Raw genomic sequence first — 22784 nt, forward strand, 5'->3', positions numbered from 1 at the left:
CTAACCACCCGCGAAGGGGGGAAGGACGTCAACTCGATCGCCATCGGTTAGTGGCGCGTCGGCATCGGAGCGGGTGCCGTTGACCAGGAAGGAACACTGCTCCATAACCTGAGCCAGAGTCAGACCGGAGGGGGTGGTCCCCGTAAGCTCCCGGCCCAGGTAGGCGATGAGCGCGCCCAGGGTCGGCGAATCAATGTCGCTCGGGGCTACCGACAGTTCGGCGGTACCCGCCGCCGCGCGCGCGGCAGCAAAGAAATGAACCTGCATCATGCTCCTAATGCTATACGAGGGGGCGCGAAAAACAAGGGGGTGCGCGGGGCGGCTAGGGGTTAGCCTCCGATGGCGCTCATGGAGCGGCTCGCCTTAGCAAATTCCTCAATATCGAAGTCTGCGTCTTCCTTGCCGTGGGCGCGCGGCTTGAACCACATGCCTTCACGCCAGCGCAGGGCCAGCTCATCGTCCGTGGCGCCGGAGCGCAATAGCTGCATGAGGTCAGTCTCGGTATCGGAGAAGAGGCAGGAACGGATCTTGCCGTCGGCCGTTAGGCGGGTGCGGGTGCAGGCGCCGCAGAAGGACTCGGTCACCGAAGCGATGATGCCCACGCGGCCCAGGGATTCGGTGCCGTCGACGGGGAACCCCGCCTCATCCAGCACGGTGCCGAGCGGGTAGACCTCCCACAGTCGGGCGGGGGAATCGCCGCGTGCTTCGCGTACCGAACCGAGCACGTAGGCGGCCGAAAGCTTCTCTCGAATCTCAGCAGCGGTGATGGTACCCTCACGGGTCCAGCGGTTGTCTGCGTCCAGGGGCATCTGCTCGATGAAGCGCAGCTGGTAGCCACCCTTGAGCGCCCACTCGAGGAGCTCGGGAGCCTGCCCGTCGTTGAGGCCGGGCATGAGCACGGCATTAATCTTGATGGGCCACAGGCCGGCTTCGGCGGCGCCGTCGATACCCTTGAGCACGGCCTCCAGCTTGTCGCGTCGGGTGAGCTCGGCGAAGGTCTCGCGGCAGATGGTATCCAGCGAGACGTTGATGCGGGTCAGCCCGGCCTCGGCAAGGGCTGCGGCCCGCTTGTCCAGGCCGATGCCGTTGGTCGTAATGGACAGGGGAACCTCGGGGTGCTCCTGATGGATGCGGGAGATAATGTCGACCAAATCAGCGCGGACGAGGGGTTCACCGCCCGTGAAGCGAATCTCTTCGACGCCCAGCTGGGAGATAGCAATATCTGCAAGGTGCGCAATTTCTTCGGCGGAAAGCAGGTTTTCCTTGGGGAGCCACTGCAGTCCATCGGCCGGCATGCAATAAATGCAACGAAGATTACATTTATCGGTTAATGAGATGCGCAGGTCGGTTGCGGTGCGTCCCCAGCGGTCGAGGAGCGGACCGCTGTTCGTAATATTTGGGAGCTTCCTCCGCGGCTTTGTGGAGGTCTCAGATTTTCCGGGCGTCACAAAAGCAGCACCGCTGTTATCCGCAGAAGATAAGGTGCTTAACAAAGGGCCTGCAATCAGCTGAGAGCGGCCAGAATCTGCCGTGTACGCCATGGAAAACCTATGTAGAAAATTAGTATATTTCGGGTAACAATATGATTATTCCACGTTCGAAGACCCATTACATAGTGTGTGAAGGGTAAGTTACATTCGCGGTGACCCAAAGAAACCGCGATAACGTGTCATGGTGTACGCAAGCTAGGGGGCGTACATAAATTGTCACAAAAGCCTCGCGTGGAGCACCTCACCTCATGCAACTAACACGACTAGTTCAAGGACAAAGTACTTTCATGAAGACTCCTCTCGCCGCTCTTAGCGCACTGGCAGCTGCAACCCTGGCCCTGACCGGTTGCGGCTCTTCCCAGGCCTCTTCCTCCGCTGCATCTCAGGCATCCTCCGGCAAGATTCAGGTCTTCGCCGCAGCATCCCTGAACAATGCGGGCGCCGACCTGGAGAAGGCCTACGAGGCAGCTAACCCCGGCGTTGACATCACCTTCGTCTACGAGGGCTCCGCAAAGCTCGTCACCCAGATCGAGCAGGGCGCAACCCCCGACATGCTTATCACCGCAGACACCAAGAACATGGACAAGGCTAAGAAGCTGGACGAGTTCTCTGGATCCGACTCCACCGTTCTGGTCACCAACAAGCTGGTTCTCGTTACCGCTGAAGGCAACCCCGGTAAGATCAACAGCCTCGACGACCTGAAGACCACCGAAGGCGTCGTCGCAGTCTGTAAGGAAGACGTCCCCTGCGGCACCCTGGCACACGAAGAGCTGAAGAAGCACGACATCACCCTCAAGAACGCAACCACCGAGGGTAAGGTCACCGACGTGGCCACCAAGGTCACCACCGGTAACGCCGATGCGGGCTTCATCTACACCACCGACCTCGCAGCTGCCAAGAAGAAGGGCGTAAACCTCGGTTCTGTCGACCTGCCGGACGTTGAGCCCAACGAATACCCTGCAGCGCTGAGCAAGACCGGCGCATCCTCAGATGCCGCTAAGAAGTTCAACGAGTGGCTGAAGACCTCCGACGAGGCCAAGAAGATTCTCGCCGGCTACGGCTTCAACACCACCAAGTAGTCTGTAAACGCTAACCCGCCCGCTCAGCGGGGTTAGCGCGAAAAGCCGGGATGCGGTGGCACCTTATAGAAGTGTGCCACCGCATCCCGTCCCAACTTTTACCCACTACTTGTGGGATACCCTGCCTCATTCACCGCCTTCGCCCCCAACCCCTCACGAATCCATGTCTGCATCTTCTTCTGCCCGTCGCGCGCAGCGATCTTCGGCGCGTCTTTTTGCGTCGGTTCCTCGCTCCTTCACCATCCCGGCTTTCATCGGTCTTCTGATGATTGCTGGTCCGCTCCTGGGCCTGTTCCTTAACGTCCCGTGGAGCCAGCTCGGGACCGTCTTCACTCCGCAGGTGATGGGTGCGGCCAATCTTTCGCTCTCAACGGCTGCCGTCTCAACCCTGATTTGCGGTCTTCTGGGTGCCCCCATCTCCCTGCTCCTGTCCAAGGTGCTGAATCGTTCGCGCCTGCACCGATTCGGTGCGGTTCTCTACGCCATCATCTACACCCCGGTGATTCTCTCCCCGGTGGTTTCGGGTCTGGGGCTACTCTTCTTCTGGGGCCGTAAGGGTCTAATCGGCTCGTACCTCTATCAGGCTGGTATTTCGATTCCCTTCACCTCGAACGCCGTGATTATTGCGCAGACCTTTGTGGCTCTTCCCTTCTTCGTGGCCACCGCGGTTACCACGTTGCAGGCCATTCCCCGCGAGTACGAGGAAATCGCGCTGGTCGAGGGTGCCGGTCCCGCCGAGGTGACTTTTAAGGTGCTCCTGCCCCTGGCGGCTCCCGGTCTTGCCACCGCTTTTCTGCTCTCCTTTGCTCGTGCGCTGGGTGAGTACGGTGCAACCGTTACCTTTGCCGGTAACGTGCAGGGTAAAACCCAGACTATTCCCCTCGCGATTGACCTAGCCATCAACAGTAGTGACCTCCCGAGCGCCCTGGGTAGTGCCCTCATCCTCATTAGCCTCTACCTGGGAATCTTTGGCGTGCTGGGCCTGGCTCGCACGCTCAAGAAGCTACGCGAGCGCCTCGGGTAGCCAAGTTACGGGGGCAGGCCGTTAGGTGGCACTGTATTTACCCGCCCCCGGGTGCACCGTACACTGTTTATATCCGTATGTCGCACGATAGGAACCGCAATGATCGCTCCCGAGTTCAACGGAACTCCCAACACCGAGGAATACCGCGCCTACCTGGCCCTTCTCCTGCGGGAGGTCTTCATCGGCACGGCGGAGACCGTTCCTCTCGATCATGCGGCAGGCCGAATCCTCGCCCAGGATGTCACCGCCCGCATGGATGTGCCCAGCTTCGACAACTCGCAGATGGACGGCTACGCGCTCACCGCGGCTGCCGTCGATCGTGAGGACCGCATCTTTACGATCGGCCGCGAGATTCCCGCGGGTCGGCCCCTGCAGCGCTCCCGCGCATCCGATGACCTGACCTACCCGATTATGACCGGCGCTCCCATCCCCAAGGGATACGATGCGGTGATTCCCGTGGAGCAGTCGGAACGTATCGAGTACCCCGACCTTCCCGAGTCTTTCGGCCGTCCTAGCGAGAAGATTAAGCTGGCCACCGGCCGCGTGGGGCAGTTCGTGCGCCGCCGCGGCGAGGATGTTGTGACCGGCCAGGTGCTTGCCCGCGCCGGACAGCGTGTGACCCCCGCTCTGCTGGGCGCGCTCGCCTCCCAGGGGTACGCACGTTTGACCGTTGCGGCGGGTCCTCGCGTGCTGGTGTGCACCGGCGGCGACGAGATTCGCTCCGGTACCGCCGGTGAGGACAACGCCTCCCCGGACGACCTCGCGCAGGGCCAGATTTTTGACGCCAACGGTCCGATGCTCAGCGCCATGCTACGTGAGGACGGCGCGACGGTTCGCCGTATCGCAATCGGTGACGACCCCGTTGAACTGCTACACCGCCTGGCTGCCGAGTACGAATCCTTCAAACCGGACATCATTATTACGTCCGGCGGTATCAGCCACGGCAAGTACGAGGTTGTGCGTAACGCCATCGCTAAGGCGCACGAGGCGGACATCCTGGTGCCCGTCTCATGGTTCGGCCACGTGAGCCAGCAGCCCGGCGGTCCCCAGGGCGTGAACGTCCTGGACTTCAAGGGGCACCGCGTCCCCATGATTTCCTTCCCCGGCAACCCCGTGAGTACCCTCATCTCCTACGCGCTGATTCTGCGCCCCTACCTGCGCGCTGGCGGCCCCTACGGTGTACCCCACGCGGTAGCCTCCGAGCAGGCCACCCTTGATAACGCACCCCGCGGTGTGCTGGTGACCGATACTTCGCTCACCGCACCGCCGACTAAGCGCCAGTTCCTGCGCGGCACCCTCGCCATGGTGGAAACCGAGCCGGGCACCTACCGCGTGGAGCTGTATCCGGACGTCCTCTCCGGTTCGCACCTGCTACATCGTGCCGCCCAGGCCGACGTGCTCATCGAACTTTCCCCGGGCATGACGTACACCGGGGGAGAGGCCGTACCCTACCACCGTATCCGCCTTACCGACGATTAATAGACACCCCTTGAGACGCGCCGAGGTAGCCCCTACGGTGCTCTATCGACGAACACGATACGTCAATTTATAGATTCCAGGAGACACGATGACCTCTACCCCCGAACAGGACCTCACCCATGTGCGCGCCGACGGCTCGGCACACATGGTCGATGTGACGGAAAAATCCGTAACCACCCGCACCGCGGTGGCTGAGGCAACCGTCCACACCCGCCCGGACGTCATCGAGAAGATTTTTGACGCCGACCTGCCCAAGGGCGATGCTCTGCCTGTGGCGCGCGTTGCGGGCATTATGGGCGCCAAGCGCACTCCCGAGATCATTCCGCTCTGCCACCCGCTGCCCCTGGGCAAGATTACGGTGGATTTCGAGCGCGGACCCGACTTTGTGCGTATCGAGGCGTCCGTCAAGACTCGCGGTGTGACCGGTGTTGAGATGGAGGCGCTGACCGCGGTTTCCTCGGCCGCGCTGACCGTCTTCGACATGATTAAAGCCGTTGACAAGCACGCCGTGATTACCGATATTCGGGTCCTGGAGAAGAGCGGCGGTAAGTCCGGCGATTGGTCCGTGCGCGCAGATTCGTAGAATGAAGAAACGGGGTTGGCGTAGTGGTGCGCCGTCCCAAAGGAGGAAAGTATTCAATGAGCACTGACGATTTCACGATGCCTGAGAACCTGACCGGTCTGGTGATTGTCGCCTCGACGCGTGCGGCTCGCGGTATCTACGAGGATAAGTCCGGTCCCATCGCGGTGGAGTGGCTACGCTCGCGCGGTTTCGAGACCCCGGATCCCGTGGTGATTGAGGACCGCGAGATTATCGATTACTTCAACACCTTGGTGGCCGAGGGTAAGAAGAACGGTAACCTGCCGACGTTCATCCTGACCAGCGGTGGTACCGGCCTAAACTCTGACGACCAGACCGTGGAGGCGGTTCGTCCCCACCTGGATAAGGAAGTGCCCGGCATCATGCACGCCTTCTGGATGAACGGTCTGAAGAATGTTCCCTCGGCGGTGCTTTCACGCGGCGTGGCGGGCGTGATTGACCGTACCTTCGTGATGACTCTGCCCGGTTCGCGCGGTGGCGTGAAGGACGGCGTGGCAACCCTCGATCCGCTTGTTGAGCACATTTGCCGTCAGATGGAGGACTACCATGACCACTAAGCCGCAGAAGGAAGAACCCTTGGATCATTCGGGCGCGCACGGTGCTGAGCCGAGCGGCTCGACCGTGGTGTTCACCGATATTACGGAGGCTCCGCTAGAGCCCCTGTACGCAGCGGCTAAGGCTGAGGTTATGACTGACGCCATGGGTGCCCTGGTAATTTTTGACGGCATTGTGCGCAACCATGATCACGGTAGCGCGGTGCGCGGGCTGTCTTACAGCGCGCATCCGCAGGCTCGTGAGTATATTGCCGAGGTTGCCGCTGAGGTTGCCGCCGAGCTGGATGGCGTGCGTCTGTGGGCTGTGCACCGCGTGGGTCCGATTGCTATTGGCGAGTCGGCTCTGACCGTGATGGCGGCGGCTGCTCACCGTGGTCGCGCGTTTGATGCCTGCGAGCTGGTGGCTGACCGGGTGAAGGCTCGCGTGCCGATTTGGAAGGAACAGGAACTGCTCGATGGAAGCATCGAGTGGGTTGGCGTGGATACTTCGTCCGTCTAGCCTTCTGAATATTCTGAATATAAGCCTGTCAGGGGGATTTCTCTCGGGCAGGCTTATTCTCCTTGAAGCTTGGACCCCTAAAATTCAAACCATCTCTACTATTTGATGCGAGGAACCCCTATGTCTTCTCACACCTCTCGTAGCGCGAGCGAGCTCTCTGCCGCTGAGCGTGCGTTTTACTCTCGTCAGCTGATTCTGCCCGAGATGGGGTACGAGGCCCAGCTGGCACTCAAGTGCGCGCGTGTGGTGGTGCTGGGAGCCGGCGGCCTGGGGGCTCCTTCTCTGCTATATCTGGCGGGTGCAGGTGTGGGGCACATCGTTGTGATCGACGACGATCGGGTGGATACTTCCAACCTGCACCGCCAAGTGATTCACACGTATGCTCGCGTGGGCAACTCCAAGGCTGAGTCGGCGGCGGAGTCTCTTCGCGCTCTGAACCCTCACATTCAGGTTGATGCGGTGTGCGCACGCCTGGCGGCTGAGAACGTTGATGAACTGCTGGCCGGCGCAGATCTCGTGCTCGATGGCAGCGATAACTTTGAGTCGCGTTACCTGGTATCGGAGGCTGCAGCTCGAGCCGGTATTCCTCACGTGTGGGCCGCCATTCTTGGATTCGATGCGCAGCTCAGTGTTTTCTGGGCAGGCCACGGCCCGGTGTACGAAGACCTTTATCCTCATGCTCCCGCTGAGGGGAGCGTACCCTCGTGCAGTACCGCGGGGGTCGTGGGGGCTATGGCTGGTGTTGTGGGTGCCGCGATGGCGATGGAAGCTGTAAAGCTTTTGACGGGGGTGGGTAACCCCCTTATAGGTGAGGTAGGCCTATATTCGGCATTAGGTGGAAGGTGGGAATATATACCCCTTGTAGCTAGTGCGCAAGCTGAGCCTAAGAAAACGCCTGAATTGCCCCAAAAAACGAACAAGAAGGCCCAAAATCGCGTAATAATTCGTAATATTCCAAATGATTTAACTGGCTCTTCCATACCTTCTACCCCCTCTGTGGTGAGTGCTCGGGGGCTTAAAGCGATGCCAGAGGGCGAAAAGATTGCCCTTTTGGATGTTCGAGAACGAGTCGAATTTGCTGCTTTTGCTATAGAGGGGGCGATTAACCTACCCCTGACGGAGATTCTGGAATCGTCTCGAAAAGGTGATTTAAAGGCGCTAATTGGGCGTAAAATCCCTCCAAACGCTCGAGAAATCGTTATTTACTGCACCGGGTATACGCGAACGGTTGAAGCGGCACGTGAGATAGCGCCCTTGGAAGACCGTCCGGTGCGTATGCTCGAAGGCGGAATCTCGGCCTGGCTTACGGTTTAGATAACCTTTTAAATTCTTAATTAGGGTAGGTTTTTATTCTGTATTTTCTATGCTGAGTTTCCGATATATTGGCAGTATGGAACAAGCATCACAGATTAAGGGCCCGGACGGCCCCCTTACCGATCAGCTGATTAAGTTCGGTAAGTTCTTCTCCCGCTGGGACGAGACTGACGACGGCCGCGCCGTCTTCCGTGAAGGCGGCCGTGAAGGTGACGCCTTCTACCGCGACCGTTGGAGCCACGATAAGGAAGTTCGCTCGACCCACGGCGTGAACTGCACCGGCTCCTGCTCCTGGAAGGTGTACGTCAAGGACGGCATTATCACCTGGGAGGCGCAGGAAACTGACTACCCCTCGGTTGGCCCCGATCGCCCCGAGTACGAGCCCCGCGGTTGCCCCCGCGGTGCAGCCTTCTCGTGGTACACCTACTCGCCCACCCGAGTTAAGTACCCCTACATTCGCGGTCCCCTGCTGGAAATGTACCGCGAGGCAAAGGCTATCCACAGCGATCCCGTGGACGCCTTCCACTCCATCGTGTCCGACCCCGCTAAGCGTTCCCGCTACGTGAACGCCCGCGGTAAGGGCGGTTTGGTGCGCTCGACCTGGGCTGAGGCTCTCGAGCTGATGGCCGCTGCCCACGTGCACACCATTAAGTACTACGGTCCCGACCGCAACACCGGCTTCACCCCGATTCCGGCAATGTCCATGGTCTCCTTCAGCGCGGGTGTTCGCTACATCCAGCTGATGGGTGGCGTGATGACCAGCTTCTACGACTGGTACGCCGACCTCCCCGTGGCTTCCCCGCAGGTCTTCGGTGACCAGACCGACGTTCCCGAGTCCGGTGACTGGTGGGACGCTGCGTACCTCATCATGTGGGGTGCAAACGTTCCGCTGACCCGTACCCCGGATGCCCACTGGGTCTCCGAGGTCCGCTACCGCGGTACCAAGGTTGTCACCGTGAGCCCCGACTACGCCGACAACACCAAGTTCGCTGACGAGTGGCTGCCCGCACAGGCAGGTACCGACGCAGCGCTGGCAATGGCTATGGGCCACGTCATCCTCAAGGAAAACTACGTCGACCAGCGTGTCGAGTTCTTCGAGGACTTCTCCCTGACCTACACCGACCTTCCCTTCCTGGTCACCCTGGAGACCCGTGAAGACGGTGTGAAGGTTCCCTCTAAGTTCCTGACCGCAGCTAAGCTCGCTGGCGAGGCTGAGCAGGCTAACTCCGACTTCAAGCCTGTCATGATGGACCGTGAGACCGGTGAGGTCTTCGTTCCTAACGGCACCATGGGTCACCGCTACGCAGCCGAGGACCAGGGCAAGTGGAACCTGGACCTGCAGGGCCGCAAGCCGATTCTGTCAATCCGCGACCTGCCCCAGGGCGAGTCCGCTGCCGTCGAGATTAAGATGCCGACCTTCGACGACCCGAAGGGTCACGGCGACGTCATCACCCGTGGTGTGCCTGTTGCCTACGTTGAGGGCCACGAGGTCACCACCGTCTTCGACATCATGCTGGCACAGTACGGTGTTGGCCGTGAGGGCCTGCCCGGTACCTGGGCTAAGGACTACGACGACTGGAGCGTTCAGAACACCCCGGCATGGCAGGAGCCGATTACCTCCGTGCCCGCCGAGGCCGTTATCCGCATTGCCCGTGAGTTCGCTAAGAGCGCCCTGGATTCCGGCGGCCGTTCCATGGTGATTTTCGGTGCGGGTATCTGCCAGTGGTACCACGCTGACACCACATACCGCGCTATCCTCGCCCTGCTGAACCTGACCGGTTGCCAGGGTCGTAACGGCGGCGGTTGGGCTCACTACGTGGGCCAGGAGAAGGCACGTCCGCTGACCGGTCTGACCAACATTGCAAACGCACTGGACTGGAGCCGTCCGCCGCGTCACATGATTGGTACCGGCTTCTGGTACATGCACACTGACCAGTTCCGTCAGGACGCATACTCCACCGACTACCTGCAGTCCCCGCTGGCTAAGGGCGAGCTGCGCAACGTTCACACCGCTGACGTCGTGGCACGCTCCACCCGCATGGGCTGGATGCCGTTCTACCCGCAGTTCCCCGAGAACTCGATGGACCTGGCAGACAAGGCAGAGCAGGCAGTGGCACGCGGCGAGGCATCCTCGAACGCAGACTACATTGCTCAGCGCCTGAACTCCGGTGACCTGGAGTTCTCCGTCGAGGACGTTGACAACCCCGTCAACTGGCCCCGTACCCTGACCCTGTGGCGTTCGAACCTCTTCGGTTCCTCTGCAAAGGGTGAGAGCTACTTCCTGAAGCACCTCGTCGGTAGCATGGACAACGTCCAGGGTGAAGACGCAGAGACCCACCCGAAGGAAGTTAAGTGGGTTGACGAGGCTCCCCAGGGCAAGCTGGACCTGCTGGTCACTTCGGACTTCCGTATGACCTCCACGACCCTGCTGTCCGATATCGTTCTGCCGACCGCTACCTGGTACGAGAAGCACGATATCTCCTCGACCGATATGCACCCGTTCCTGCACGCGTTCTCCCCGGCAATTGACCCGCCGTGGGAGGCAAAGACCGACCACGAGACCTTCAAGGCACTGGCGTTCGAGTTCAGCCGCCTGGCTAAGAAGCACCTCGGCGTCCGTAAGGACATCGTTTCTGTCCCGCTGCTGCACGACACCCCCGGCCAGATTGCTCAGCCTGGCGGCCACGCACCCGACTGGAAGAACACCCCCGGTATGGTGGGTGTACCCGGCAAGAACATGCCGAACTTCGTCACCGTCGAGCGCGACTACGGTGCACTGTACGACATGTACACCACCGTTGGTCCGCTGTTCGACAAGCTCGGTGCTACCACCAAGTTCGTGACTTACGACCTGAAGCACGAAGTTGCCAAGATGGCTAAGGAATTTGGTGTGATGGACTCCGGTAAGGGCGCAGGCCGTCCCGCACTGGACACCGACGTGAAGATTGCCGAATCCATCATGATGATTTCGGGTACTTCTAACGGTGAGGTTGCTGTCAAGGGCTTCAAGGAGCTCGAGAAGCAGACCGGTCTGCACCTGATGGACCTGGCAGAGGGTAACGAGGAACGTCGTATTACCTTCCCCATGACCCAGGCCGCACCGCAGCCCGTGATGACCTCTCCCGAGTGGTCCGGTTCGGAGACCGGCGGTCGCCGCTACGCTCCGTTCACTGTCAACATCGAGAAGAAGAAGCCGTTCCACACCCTGACCGGCCGTATGCACTTCTTCCTCGACCATGACTGGATGCACGAGATGGGCGAGGCCCTGCCGATTTACCGTCCGCCGCTGGACATGACCGGTCTGTACAACGAGCCCGAGCTCGGCACGACCGATGGTGTTTCGGTTGCTGTTCGCTACCTGACCCCGCACAACAAGTGGGCTATCCACTCGCAGTACTTCGACAACCAGTACATGCTGAGCATGTTCCGTGGTGGTCCGGTCGCTTGGATGAGCCCCCAGGACGCCGAGAAGATTGGCGTCAAGGACGGCGAATGGGTTGAGTGCGTGAACACCAACGGTGTCTTCGTGGGTCGTGCGGTTGTCTCGCACCGTATCCCCGAGGGTATCTCCTTCGTTTACCACGCTCAGGAGCGTATGGTCAGCCCGAAGTCTGAAATCACCGGCAAGCGCGGTGGTATTCACAACTCGGTGACCCGTATTCTGCTGAAGCCCACCCACATGATTGGTGGCTACGCTCACTTGGCGTTCGCCTTCAACTATCTTGGACCGACCGGTAACCAGCGAGACATCGTCTCGTACATCCGTCGCCGTAAGTCCCAGGAGGTAACTTTCTAATGCGCGTTATGGCACAAGTTGCTATGGTGATGGCACTCGATAAGTGCATCGGTTGCCACACCTGCTCCGTGACCTGTAAGCAGGCATGGACGAACCGAGCCGGTACCGAGTACGTCTGGTTCAACAATGTGGAGACTCGCCCCGGTCAGGGTTACCCCCGCCGTTACGAGGACCAGGAAAAGTGGAAGGGCGGCTGGGTGCTGAACAAGCGCGGTCGTCTGGAGCTCAAGAGCGGTAACCGCTTCCAGAAGCTCTTCTCGATCTTCGCTTCCCCGATTCAGCCCGAGCTCAGCGACTACTACGAGCCCTGGACTTACGATTACCAGAACCTGACCACCGCGCCCCTCGGTGATGACTTCCCGGCAGCAAAGCCGGTCTCCCTCATCACCGGTGAGGACACCAAGGTCGAGTGGGGTATGAACTGGGACGACAACCTGGCTGGTGCAACCGAGTATGGTCACCTGGACCCGCTGGTTGAGAAGGTCCGCAAGAAGGCTGAGGACAAGATTAAGTTCGAGTTCGAGCAGACCTTCATGTTCTATCTGCCTCGTATTTGTGAGCACTGCCTAAACCCCTCCTGCATGGCTTCCTGCCCCTCCGGTGCTATCTACAAGCGCGCCGAGGACGGTATCGTGCTGGTGGATCAGGACCGTTGCCGTGGTTGGCGTCAGTGCATCACCGGTTGCCCCTACAAGAAGGTGTACTTCAACCACAAGACGGGTAAGGCTGAGAAGTGTACCTTCTGCTACCCCCGTATTGAGGCTGGTATCCCGACCGTGTGTGCTGAGACCTGCGTGGGTCGTATGCGCTACATCGGTGTCTTCCTGTACGACGCAGACCGTGTGACCGAGGCTGCTTCGGTTCCGGACGAGAAGGATCTCTACGAGGCTCAGCTGTCGCTGATGCTTGATCCTTACGACCCGGCCGTGATTGAGCAGGCGCGTAAGAACGACATCCCCGATGCGTGGATTACTGCGGCTCAGAAGTCTCCCGTGTACAAGCTGGCCAAGGAGTGGAAGGTGGCTCTGCCCCTGCACCCCGAGTACCGCACCATGCCGATGGTTTGGTACGTGCCGCCGCTGTCCCCGATTGTCGACCTGCTCAAGGAGCAGGGCCACGACGCTGAGAACAGCAACAACCTCTTCGGTGCTATTGAGGCTCTGCGTATTCCGGTGGAATACCTGGCTGAGCTGTTCACCGCAGGTGATACCGAGGTCGTGACGAACGTTCTGCGTCGCCTGGCTGCTATGCGTTCGTACATGCGTGACATCAACCTGGGTGGCGAAGGCAATGAGGAGATTGCCCAGGCGGTTGGCATGACCGGTCAGCAGATCTACGAAATGTACCGTCTGATGGCTATCGCAAAGTACAACGAGCGTTACGTCATTCCGAAGGCTCACATGGAGGACGCCCACAACCTCGAGGAAATGGGCTGCTCCCTGAGCGTGGATGGCGGACCCGGCATGTACGGCGATGCGTTCAACGACATGGAGGGTCGCCCGACCCCCGTGTCCACCGGTGTCTACGAGGCTAACAACAAGGTCAGCTTGTTCAGCTGGGACGGTTCTTCCCGCCCCGACGGCCTCTTCCCGAATACCACCGGAAAGAAGTAATAAGTGGCTGGATTCTTTTCCAAGCTCATGGGCAAGGCCGGTTCCGAGGCTCAAGCCTCGGAACCGGCTCAGCCGGAGAATCCGTTCGATATCGACTACGGACCCGGCGAAGACAAGGACTCGGTGATTTACCAGGTCAGCGCTATGCTCCTGGGCTATCCCGATGAGCAGATGCTGGAGGTTCTCCCCGAACTGGTCGCCATCACCGCGGCTACTGAGGACGAGTCCTTCATCGCAGCTGTTGATGCGATGCAGAAGTGGCTTACCTCCAAGGATCTGGAGGACGTGCAGTCTGAGTACGTGCAGGAATACGATCTTTCGCGTCGTCACTCCCTGCACCTGTCGTACTGGACTGATGGTGATACTCGCCGTCGCGGTGAGACCCTTCTGCGTTTCAAGCAGATGTACCGCGACTCCGGCATGCTGACCGTTTTGAACGGTGAGCTTCCGGATTACCTGCCGCTGGTGCTCGAATTCTGTGCGCTGGTTGATCGCCGTAAGGGTCGCTCGGCTCTGCAGGCGTACCGTCCTTCCCTTGAGCTTCTCCGCCTTGCAATGAAGGACGGAAGCTTGCCCCACTACGGGTTGTTGCAGAGCATCTGCGCGACCCTTCCCGGCGTCTCTCCCGAGACCCAGGAAGAGGTCCAGCGGATGGCCGGCTACGGCCCGCCCGTCGAGACTGTTGGCCTGAATGGTTACGCTGATCATCAGCTACTCCAGCAGGCTCAGGCTCGTTCTAACTAGTTTTATCCCTGAGGAGACAACACGTGTACGTACTTGCTTCTGAGAGCGCAGAACACGCTGCACACGCTGTAGCCGATCCGGGCGTCGTAGACATCCTGCTGTGGGGCGTTCTGCCCTATGTTGCACTGGTCGTTCTGATCGGTGGCACCATCTGGCGTTACCGTACCGACCAGTATGGCTGGACGACCCGCTCGTCGCAGATTTACGAAGGCAAGTGGCTTCGCATCGGTTCGCCGCTGTTCCACTACGGCCTGGCCGCCGTCTTTATGGGCCACGTTGGTGGTCTGGTGGTCCCCAAGTTCCTGACTGACCTCGTCGTTTCGGATGAGACTTACCACATTGTGGCGCTGGTTGCAGGTTCTGCAGCGGCTGTTGCCACCATCGTTGGTATGTTTATCTTGCTGGGTCGCCGTGCAACGAACTCTGAGGTTCGTGCGGCTACCACTCGTAACGATGTTTTCATGTACATCGTCCTGGTTCTGGTGATTCTCGCCGGTACCGCGGCTACCCTGATTTCGGCAGTGAACCCGTCGGGCGGTCTGCCTCCGGTCAATGGTCACGAAGTTCACTTCAACTACCGTGAGACCATTGCCGTGTGGTTCCGTTCGCTGTTCTACTTCCACCCCGAGGTGGCCCTGATGGTGAACATCCCCGTGGCTTTCAAGATTCACATCGTCGTAGCTATGGTTCTGTTCATTATTTGGCCCTTCACCCGCCTGGTGCACGCACTGACCGTGCCGTTGCACTACGTCTTCCGCCCCTACACCGTGTACCGCACCCGTGGCGGTCAGCGTGTGGGCGCACGTCGAGGCTGGGATCCGGTGGGTACTCTCCCGCGTGAGCGTGCCGACCGCTAATACACATATCCATATTGCAAAAGAGGAAATATGAGCACCCCTGCTGCACCGAGCTACGACCTAAAGAATGGTCAGCTTTTTAACGTTCTGCTGGCTACCTTCGTCTCTACCATTGGTTTCTGGGCATGGACCATCGTTGGCCCGCTGGCGAAGATGTACGCGAAGCAGATGCACCTGGACGCTGGTATGACCAGCCTCCTGGTGGCTATGCCGATTTTTATCGGCGCTATTGGCCGTATTCCCGTCGGCGGTCTGACTGACCGTTACGGTGGTCGTATTATGTTCACCATTGTTCTGGCTGTCAGCGCACCGCTGGTTCTGCTGGTGGGCGTGGCTGGTCAGATGAACTCTCTGCCCATGCTGCTGATTGTCTCCTTCTTCCTGGGTATTGCGGGTACCGTGTTCGCTGTGGGTATTCCCTTCAGCTCGGCATGGTATGACGCATCGAAGAAGGGCTTCGCAACCGGCGTGTTCGGTGCAGGCATGGTGGGTACCGCGGTTTCCGCATTCGCTACCCCCCGCCTGGTGCAGGGTATCGGTTACTTCCCGACTCACATTCTGATTGCTGTGATTTGTGCAGTAACCGCCGTGATTTCTTTCGTGTTCCTGAAGGATTCCCCGGCAACCATTGGCCGTGAGGTCACTCCGCTGATGCCGAAGATTGTTCAGGCATTCAAGGTGAAGACCACTTGGCAGCTGTGCTTCCTCTACGCTGTTGTGTTCGGTGCGTTCGTGGCATTCTCGAACTACCTGCCTACTTACCTGAGCAACATCTACAACTTCAACGCTAACGACGCTGGTATGCGTGCGGCTGGCTTTGCGGTTGCTGCTGTGATTGCTCGTCCCTTCGGTGGTGTGCTGGCTGATAAGTTCGGTCCGAAGATTATCACCCTCATCTCCCTGGGTGGTGTGGTGATCCTGGCAGTTATTACCGCGTTTCAGCCTGATGCTGAGCACGTGTATGGTGCTGTTTTCATCCTGATGGCTGCTCTTCTGGGTCTGGGCCACGGCTCGGTCTTCGGCTGGGTGGCTCGTGCGGCTGATCCGAAGAACGTTGGTGCGGTGTCCGGTGTGGTTGCTGCTGCTGGCGCTCTGGGTGGTTTCTTCCCGCCGCTGGTGATGGGTGCAACCTACAACCAGGCTGAGAACAACTACTTCATCGGTCTGATGCTGCTGGCCGTGACCGCGTTCCTCGCCTTTCTGTCGGCATTCCTCGTGCCGCACGGTGGCAAGCCGGATCACGCTAAGAAGTAATCCATTGAAGATATTTAGATATTCCTCGTAAGAGGTATATCTGAGCTTGTTTTCATAGGGACCCCGGTTCGTTCTTCCGGTAACGGAGAACGAACCGGGGCCTTGCTCTGTTCGGTATCAGGGGCGAGAGAATCCTTCGAGTCGTCAATATGAGGGTTAGGAGAAGAGTTATCGTCTCCGAGCATGTCGAATCGTGATAATGGTGAGAAAAATGTGCGGAGATGTGGGACACTTAAAGCGTTCGACTCGTCGCAATAGCGCGACGTGACCCCTCTACGGTTTGCGCCGACCAATAGGAGAATCCCTATGTCCTTTATTGATCGTCATCTCGGCCCCCGTTCCGCAGACGCAGAGCAGATGCTCGAAACCCTGGGATATTCTTCCCTGGATGCGCTGATGGACGCTGTTGTCCCCTCGCAGATTCGCCTCGACGGCGAGCTGCAGCTTCCCGCCCCGCTGTCGGAGCATGAAGCTCTTTCGAAGATTGCCGGCTACGCCGCTAAGAATAAGGTCCTGGCACAGATGATTGGCGCCGGTTACTACGACGCTGTGACCCCCGCTGTTCTGCGCCGCAATATTCTGGAGAACCCCGGTTTCTACACTTCCTACACTCCCTACCAGGCTGAGATTTCTCAGGGTCGCCTGGAAGCTCTGCTGAACTTCCAGAACACCGTGATGGAGCTGACCGGCCTGGAGATTGCTAACTCCTCGCTGCTGGATGAGGCTTCCGCTGTCGCTGAGGCCGCAGTTATGATGCACCGTGCGAACCGCAAGGTGAAGAACGGCTTCTTCGCTATTGACTCTCGATGCCTGCCCCAGGTTATTTCGGTGACCCGCGGCCGTGCGGAGATGCTCGGTATTCCCTTTGTCATCACCGATTTCTCCGAGGGCCTGCCCGAGGGCGACCTGTACGGCATTATCCTGGCTTACCCCGCCCAGGACGGCGAAATCCGTGATATCGAACCGCTCATCAAGGCTGCTAAGGAACGTAACGCCCTGGTGACGGTGGACGCCGACCTGTTGGCTCTGACCCTGCTGAAGTCTCCCGGTGAACTGGGCGCAGATATCGCAGTTGGTAACACCCAGCGCTTTGGCCTGCCCTTCTTCTTCGGCGGCCCGCACGCTGGCTACATGGCCGTTCACAAGGGCATGGAGCGCACCATGCCGGGCCGTCTGGTGGGTGTCTCGAAGGACCCGACCGGCAAGCCGGCCTACCGCCTGGCCCTGCAGACTCGTGAGCAGCACATCCGCCGCGAGAAGGCTACCTCTAACATCTGTACCGCTCAGGCTCTGCTGGCCATCGTCGCGGGTGCTTACGCGATGTACCACGGTCCCGAGGGGCTGCGCGCTATCGCGAACCGCCTGCACACGAACGCTGCACGTATGGCAACCGCTCTGGAGGCTGCAGGCTACGGCATCGCTCACGAAACCTTCTTCGACACCATCGTGGTAGAAGCCCCCGGCCGCGCTGATGAGCTCGTCGCAAAGGCCCTGGACGCCGGTATCAACATCCGTCGCTTCGACGAGGACCGCGTAGGTATTTCGGTGGGCGAGTCCCACGACGACGAGGTGCTGAAGGCCCTAGTTTCCGCTCTGGGCGGCACCCTCGGTGAGGCAGATTCGAAGTACGATCTGCCCTCCGACCTGCTGCGTACCGACGACTATATGCAGCACCCGGTCTTCCACAAGTACCGCTCCGAGACCGAGATGATGCGCTACCTGCGTCACCTCGCTGACAAGGATCTGGCACTTGACCGCACCATGATTCCGCTGGGTTCGTGCACTATGAAGCTGAACGCGGCTGCTGAGATGGAGCCCATCTCCTGGCCTGAGTTCGCGAACATCCACCCGCTGGTCCCGGAGGATCAGGCTGAGGGCTGGCACGAGCTGATTAAGGATTTGAGCGAGTGGCTGGTTGCTATTACCGGTTACGATGCTATCTCGCTGCAGCCGAACTCGGGTGCGACCGGTGAGTACGCTGGTCTGCGCGCTATCCGTTCCTTCCATGAGGCTAACGGTGACCACGAGCGCGATACCGTCCTGATTCCGCTGTCTGCTCACGGCACCAACGCGGCATCTGCTGCTCTGGCTGGTCTGAAGGTTGCCGGTGTGGCAACTGCGGCTGACGGTTCGATTGATGTTGACGACCTGAAGGCAAAGATTGAGAAGTACGGCCCCAAGGTTGCCGGCATCATGATTACCTACCCTTCCACTCACGGTGTGTTTGAGGAGCAGGTTGCTGAGGTTTGCCAGCTGGTTCACGAGGCTGGCGGCCAGGTGTACCTGGATGGCGCGAACTTGAACGCTCAGATGGGCTTCGCTCAGCCCGGCAAGTTCGGCGGCGACGTTTCGCACCTGAACCTGCACAAGACCTTCTCCATTCCGCACGGTGGTGGCGGCCCCGGTGTTGGCCCGCTGGCTGTTCGCGAGCACCTGGCGAAGTTCCTGCCCGGTGACGCATACCGCGCTGACTCTGAGGGTAAGCTCCCCAACGATGCTGCTCTGCCGATTTCGCAGGCGTTCTTCGGTTCTGCCGGTGTTCTGCCGATTAGCTGGATGTACATTGCGATGACTGGTGCTCAGGGTCTGAAGGACTCTTCGCAGTACGCGGTTCTGAACGCTAACTACATTGCGAAGAAGCTTAACGACAAGTACCCGGTGCTGTACACCGGCCCCGGCGGTCTGGTCGCTCACGAATGCATTCTGGACCTGCGTCACCTGACCGATAAGTCTCACGTGACCGCAGAGGACGTCTGCAAGCGTCTGATGGACTACGGCTTCCACGCACCGACCCTGGCGTTCCCGGTTCCCGGCACCCTGATGGTTGAGCCGACCGAGTCCGAGTCCAAGGAAGAGCTCGACCGCTTCATCGAAGCGATGGAGACCATCTACGACGAGATCATCGAGGTCGCCGAGGGTAAGGTCGCCGTTGAGGACTCCGTCCTGCGCAACGCACCGCACACCGTTGATGTGGTCAGCGCAGACGAGTGGGATCGTGCGTACACCCGCACCCAGGCTGCCTTCCCGGTTCCGAGCCTGCGCGTCAACAAGTACTTCACTCCGGTGGGCCGTATTGACGGTGCCGGCGGTGACCGTAACTTCGTGTGCGAATGCCCCCCGATGGAGGCTTTCGACCTGGAAGCATAAGGAGCGTTTGACGCTCTAGGGGTAGCCACTGGGCTCACCCCGCCCCGCCCGTCTCCTCGCGAGACGGGCGGGGTAGGCTCCCTACCTGGTCCTCTGCCGGAGAGGGAGATATAACCACAATGATTGCAATAACAGCACAAAGCTGTGCGTGAGGAGAATCTAATGTCCCCCAAGAAGACCTCCCTGTACCCGGTTCACGAGAAGCTGGGCGCATCCTTCACCGATTTCGGTGGCTGGGATATGCCCCTGAAGTACTCGAACGACGTTGCCGAGCACGAAGCCGTTCGTACCCGCGCGGGTATCTTCGACCTCTCTCACATGGGTGAGTTCCGTGTGACCGGTCCGGATGCGGGTGCGTTCCTGGATTACGCTCTGGTGTCGAACATGTCCATCCTGAAGGTCGGTAAGGCAAAGTACTCGATCCTGGTCAATGACAAGGGTGGCGTTATCGACGATCTGATTACCTACCGCCTGGGCGACGAAGAGTTCATGGTTGTTCCCAACGCGGCCAACATTGACACCGATTACGCTGCTATGAGCGAGCGCCTGGGCGACTTCAACGTTGAGTTCGTCAACGAGTCGGATCAGACCTCCCTGATTGCTGTTCAGGGCCCTCGCGCGGAGGAGATTCTGCTGGCAGCCGGTGCCTCTGACGAGAATGCCGTGCGCGAGCTGAAGTACTACGCATCCGTGCCGCTGACCATCGCCGGCGTTGACGTTCTGCTGGCCCGCACCGGCTACACCGGTGAGGACGGCTTCGAGCTGTTCGTACCGAACGAGCACGCAGTTGAGCTGTGGGACAAGCTGGCTGCCGCCGGTGAGCCCTTTGGCCTGACCCCCGCGGGTCTGGCTTCCCGCGACTCCCTGCGTCTTGAGGCCGGTATGCCCCTGTACGGCCACGAGCTGGGTCTGGACATCACCCCCTTCGAGTCCGGCCTGGGCCGCCTGGTTGAGATTGCGCTGGAGAAGAAGGCCTCCGACTTCGTGGGCCGCGAGGCACTGTCCGAGCTGGCAAAGTCCGAGTCTAAGCGTATCCTGGTGGGTCTGAAGGCTCAGGCAAAGCGTCCTGCTCGTGCCGGCTCCAAGCTGGTGGACTCCGAGGGCAATGAGATTGGTGAGGTTACCTCCGGTATTCCTTCCCCGACTCTGGGCTTCCCGATTGCTATGGCACTGGTGAACCGTGAGTTCTCGGAGCTTGGCTCCACCGTTGACGTGGACATTCGCGGTAAGCGTGCACCCTTCGACGTTGTGGCTCTGCCCTTCTACAAGCGCGAAAAGTAACGAAATATACTGCGTGAGGTAACCTCCGCGAGGTGAACGGCGCCGTGTTTCCGAGAGGACACGGCGCCTTTCGCGTGTCGGGGCGGCAACTGAGAAGAAGCAGCCGGGGGAGAGAGGAGGAACCGAGGCGTACCCTCACCTTAGTTTCTGCATCCTCGGAAGTGCGTTAGGATTAGAGCGGTTAGTCAAGGAGGACTGTCCGTTATCACTACCTCATATGAATTAGGTGGAATACCGAGCCGGATAGTTTTCGGTAACCGGTATTCCGCGCGACTGCGCCCCGCAGGACGCAATGACTTCGAAAGACAGAACGTGGCGATTAATCAGAGCACCCCCAGCAGCGCCCAGAAAAAGGCGGAGGCCCTTCCCTACGACATCAGTGTTTTTGAGCTGTTCAGTATTGGTGTTGGTCCCTCCAGCTCCCACACCGTGGGTCCCATGCGTGCGTCGAATCGTTTCGTGGCTGAGCTGATTGATGAAGGTCTGCTGGACCGCGTGACCGGCGTGCATATCGATTTGTACGGTTCGTTGGCGGCAACCGGTGCCGGTCACGGTACGATGAGCGCCGCGTTGAAGGGGCTGTGCGGCTTCGTCCCCGAGACGATTGATATCGCCGCTGCGGAAGCGATGATTGAGCGCAATAGTGTTGACGGTACCCTGCCTCTGGCCGGATATCCTTCCTCCTCATACGGAGTGAATGCTCCCGGCGGCGAGGAGAGCAAGGTGTACGGCCCGGTGGTGCACTACCGTGAGATTGACATGACTTTGCGCCCCCTGACTGTTCTTCCGCGCCATACGAACGGCATGAAGATTGCCGCGTTTGCGGGGGAGGAGCTACTGCTGGAGCGTACCTACTACTCGATTGGTGGTGGCTTTATCGTTGAGGGAGACGAGGAAGCTACCGGCGGTGCCTCGCTCACGAACCCGCCCTACCCCTTTGGGTCGGGTGCCGAGCTCGTCGAGATGGCGAATGAGGCTGGCCTATCGATTGCACAGCTGAAGATGGCGAATGAGTGTTCGCTACGCACGGAGCAGGAGGTGCGCGCGGGCATCCTGCATATCTATCGCGTCATGAAGGAGTGCATCGGCTCCTCTCTGGCTCGTGTGGGGTATCTGCCCGGTCCACTGAAGGTGCGTTGCCGTGCGGGTGCGTGGCACCGTGACCTGATGGTGGAGGATCCCGGCAAGTCTCCGGAGTTTGCGATTGACTGGGTGAACCTGATTGCTCTGGCTGTAAACGAGGAGAACGCCTTTGGCGGCCGTGTGGTGACGGCCCCGACGAACGGTGCATCCGGCATCATTCCGGCGGTGCTACACTACGCGATGAACTACACCCCGGGTATCCGCCATTGCGGCCAGGCCGCCCGTGAGCAGGCGATCGTGGACTTCTTCCTGGCTTCGGCCGCCGTGGGTGTGCTGTACAAGAAGCGCGCCTCGATTTCTGGCGCTGAGGTAGGTTGTCAGGGCGAGGTGGGCAGCGCCAGCTCGATGGCTGCTGCCGGCTTGGCTCAGGTGCTGGGCGGAACCCCCGAACAGGTGGAGAACGCGGCCGAGATTGCAATGGAACATAACCTTGGCCTGACCTGCGATCCCGTGGGTGGGCTGGTGCAGATTCCGTGTATCGAGCGTAATGCGATGGCCGCGTCGAACGCCGTGACTGCAGCGCGCATGGCCCTGCGCGGAGATGGTATGCACCGTGTGTCGCTGGATCAGGTGATTGAGACGATGCGCCAGACCGGTCTGGATATGTCGCACCGTTACAAGGAAACTTCGATGGGCGGCCTGGCCGTTAACGTGGTGGAGTGCTAGGTTCCTTGCGGTAGCGGGCGGGCTCTCAGGAGGATGAGCCCTTGAGAACCGACCGGCGACCATCCGTGTACGGTCCTTCTTCGGGATGGAAAATACATTTCTGCGTCAGGTTTGCGCTCGCTCCTCGGGTGTGGTAGACAAAATAGATTTCTTCCTGTATTGTTAGTATTTACGCTTTCCCTAACCTTTGTGCCTTCATATAGCGGTGGGCACGGGCTGAAGGTGACGTTTTCCGTCCGACAT

The 22784-nt window shown here is 59.7% G+C and carries 17 protein-coding genes; 15 read left to right on the top strand and 2 right to left on the bottom strand.

The window, feature by feature from the left end; genetic code table 11:
* Together HMPREF2630_RS04690 and moaA are read right to left on the bottom strand one after the other, a co-directional pair.
* Positions 1-267 carry a MoaD/ThiS family protein gene (locus HMPREF2630_RS04690; RefSeq protein ID WP_070483641.1) on the bottom strand — a complete coding sequence of 89 codons (267 nt, stop codon included), beginning with the start codon at positions 265-267 and terminating at the stop codon, positions 1-3.
* Between the two features lie 62 nt (positions 268-329).
* On the bottom strand, positions 330-1541 hold the full coding sequence (gene moaA / locus HMPREF2630_RS04695; RefSeq protein ID WP_070483643.1) for a GTP 3',8-cyclase MoaA: 1212 nt from the start codon (positions 1539-1541) through the stop codon (positions 330-332).
* 236 nt (positions 1542-1777) lie between these two features.
* On the opposite strand from moaA, the gene modA reads away from it, so the two are divergent.
* The 15 genes from modA (at position 1778) to HMPREF2630_RS04770 (ending at position 22541) form a co-directional block, all read left to right on the top strand.
* Entirely contained in the window at positions 1778-2569 is a 792-nt protein-coding gene (gene modA, locus HMPREF2630_RS04700; protein WP_049345765.1) for a molybdate ABC transporter substrate-binding protein, read from the top strand.
* A 163-nt stretch (positions 2570-2732) separates the two neighbouring features.
* Entirely contained in the window at positions 2733-3593 is an 861-nt protein-coding gene (locus tag HMPREF2630_RS04705) for an ABC transporter permease (RefSeq protein WP_070483645.1), read from the top strand.
* 99 nt (positions 3594-3692) lie between these two features.
* Positions 3693-5072, top strand: coding sequence for a molybdopterin molybdotransferase MoeA (locus HMPREF2630_RS04710; protein WP_049345772.1), 1380 nt, complete (start codon positions 3693-3695; stop codon positions 5070-5072).
* 88 nt (positions 5073-5160) lie between these two features.
* Positions 5161-5655, top strand: coding sequence for a cyclic pyranopterin monophosphate synthase MoaC (moaC, locus tag HMPREF2630_RS04715; RefSeq protein WP_049345775.1), 495 nt, complete (start codon positions 5161-5163; stop codon positions 5653-5655).
* A gap of 56 nt (positions 5656-5711) precedes the next feature.
* Positions 5712-6230: a MogA/MoaB family molybdenum cofactor biosynthesis protein gene (locus tag HMPREF2630_RS04720; RefSeq protein ID WP_049331881.1), complete on the top strand. Its 519-nt coding sequence runs from the start codon at positions 5712-5714 to the stop codon at positions 6228-6230.
* Positions 6220-6726, top strand: a complete 507-nt coding sequence (locus HMPREF2630_RS04725) for a molybdenum cofactor biosynthesis protein MoaE (RefSeq protein WP_049331883.1) — start codon at positions 6220-6222, stop codon at positions 6724-6726. Before HMPREF2630_RS04720 ends, HMPREF2630_RS04725 begins: the two co-directional genes overlap by 11 nt.
* Before the next feature lie 120 nt (positions 6727-6846).
* The gene (locus HMPREF2630_RS04730; protein WP_070483647.1) at positions 6847-8040 is read left to right on the top strand and encodes a ThiF family adenylyltransferase; all 1194 of its coding nucleotides are present in this window, start codon (positions 6847-6849) and stop codon (positions 8038-8040) included.
* Between the two features lie 76 nt (positions 8041-8116).
* Positions 8117-11836, top strand: coding sequence for a nitrate reductase subunit alpha (locus tag HMPREF2630_RS04735; protein ID WP_070483649.1), 3720 nt, complete (start codon positions 8117-8119; stop codon positions 11834-11836).
* Positions 11836-13449, top strand: a complete 1614-nt coding sequence (gene narH / locus HMPREF2630_RS04740) for a nitrate reductase subunit beta (RefSeq protein ID WP_049343399.1) — start codon at positions 11836-11838, stop codon at positions 13447-13449. The genes HMPREF2630_RS04735 and narH overlap by 1 nt, the downstream gene beginning before the upstream one ends.
* Positions 13450-13452: 3 nt before the next feature.
* The gene (narJ, locus tag HMPREF2630_RS04745) at positions 13453-14193 is read left to right on the top strand and encodes a nitrate reductase molybdenum cofactor assembly chaperone (protein ID WP_049343398.1); all 741 of its coding nucleotides are present in this window, start codon (positions 13453-13455) and stop codon (positions 14191-14193) included.
* 23 nt (positions 14194-14216) lie between these two features.
* Positions 14217-15050, top strand: a complete 834-nt coding sequence (gene narI, locus HMPREF2630_RS04750) for a respiratory nitrate reductase subunit gamma (protein ID WP_049331893.1) — start codon at positions 14217-14219, stop codon at positions 15048-15050.
* A gap of 30 nt (positions 15051-15080) precedes the next feature.
* On the top strand, positions 15081-16304 hold the full coding sequence (locus tag HMPREF2630_RS04755; RefSeq protein ID WP_049343397.1) for an MFS transporter: 1224 nt from the start codon (positions 15081-15083) through the stop codon (positions 16302-16304).
* Positions 16305-16610: 306 nt separating this feature from the next.
* Positions 16611-19451: an aminomethyl-transferring glycine dehydrogenase gene (gene gcvP / locus HMPREF2630_RS04760; RefSeq protein ID WP_049343396.1), complete on the top strand. Its 2841-nt coding sequence runs from the start codon at positions 16611-16613 to the stop codon at positions 19449-19451.
* Positions 19452-19613: 162 nt separating this feature from the next.
* Positions 19614-20732, top strand: a complete 1119-nt coding sequence (gene gcvT, locus HMPREF2630_RS04765; RefSeq protein ID WP_049343395.1) for a glycine cleavage system aminomethyltransferase GcvT — start codon at positions 19614-19616, stop codon at positions 20730-20732.
* Between the two features lie 312 nt (positions 20733-21044).
* Positions 21045-22541 carry an L-serine ammonia-lyase gene (locus HMPREF2630_RS04770; RefSeq protein WP_053090111.1) on the top strand — a complete coding sequence of 499 codons (1497 nt, stop codon included), beginning with the start codon at positions 21045-21047 and terminating at the stop codon, positions 22539-22541.
* The last annotated feature ends 243 nt before the right edge of the window (positions 22542-22784 follow it).

Origin of the sequence: Rothia sp. HMSC072B03 (assembly GCF_001809565.1) — a bacterium.
Taxonomy (GTDB): Bacteria; Actinomycetota; Actinomycetes; order Actinomycetales; family Micrococcaceae; genus Rothia; species Rothia mucilaginosa_A.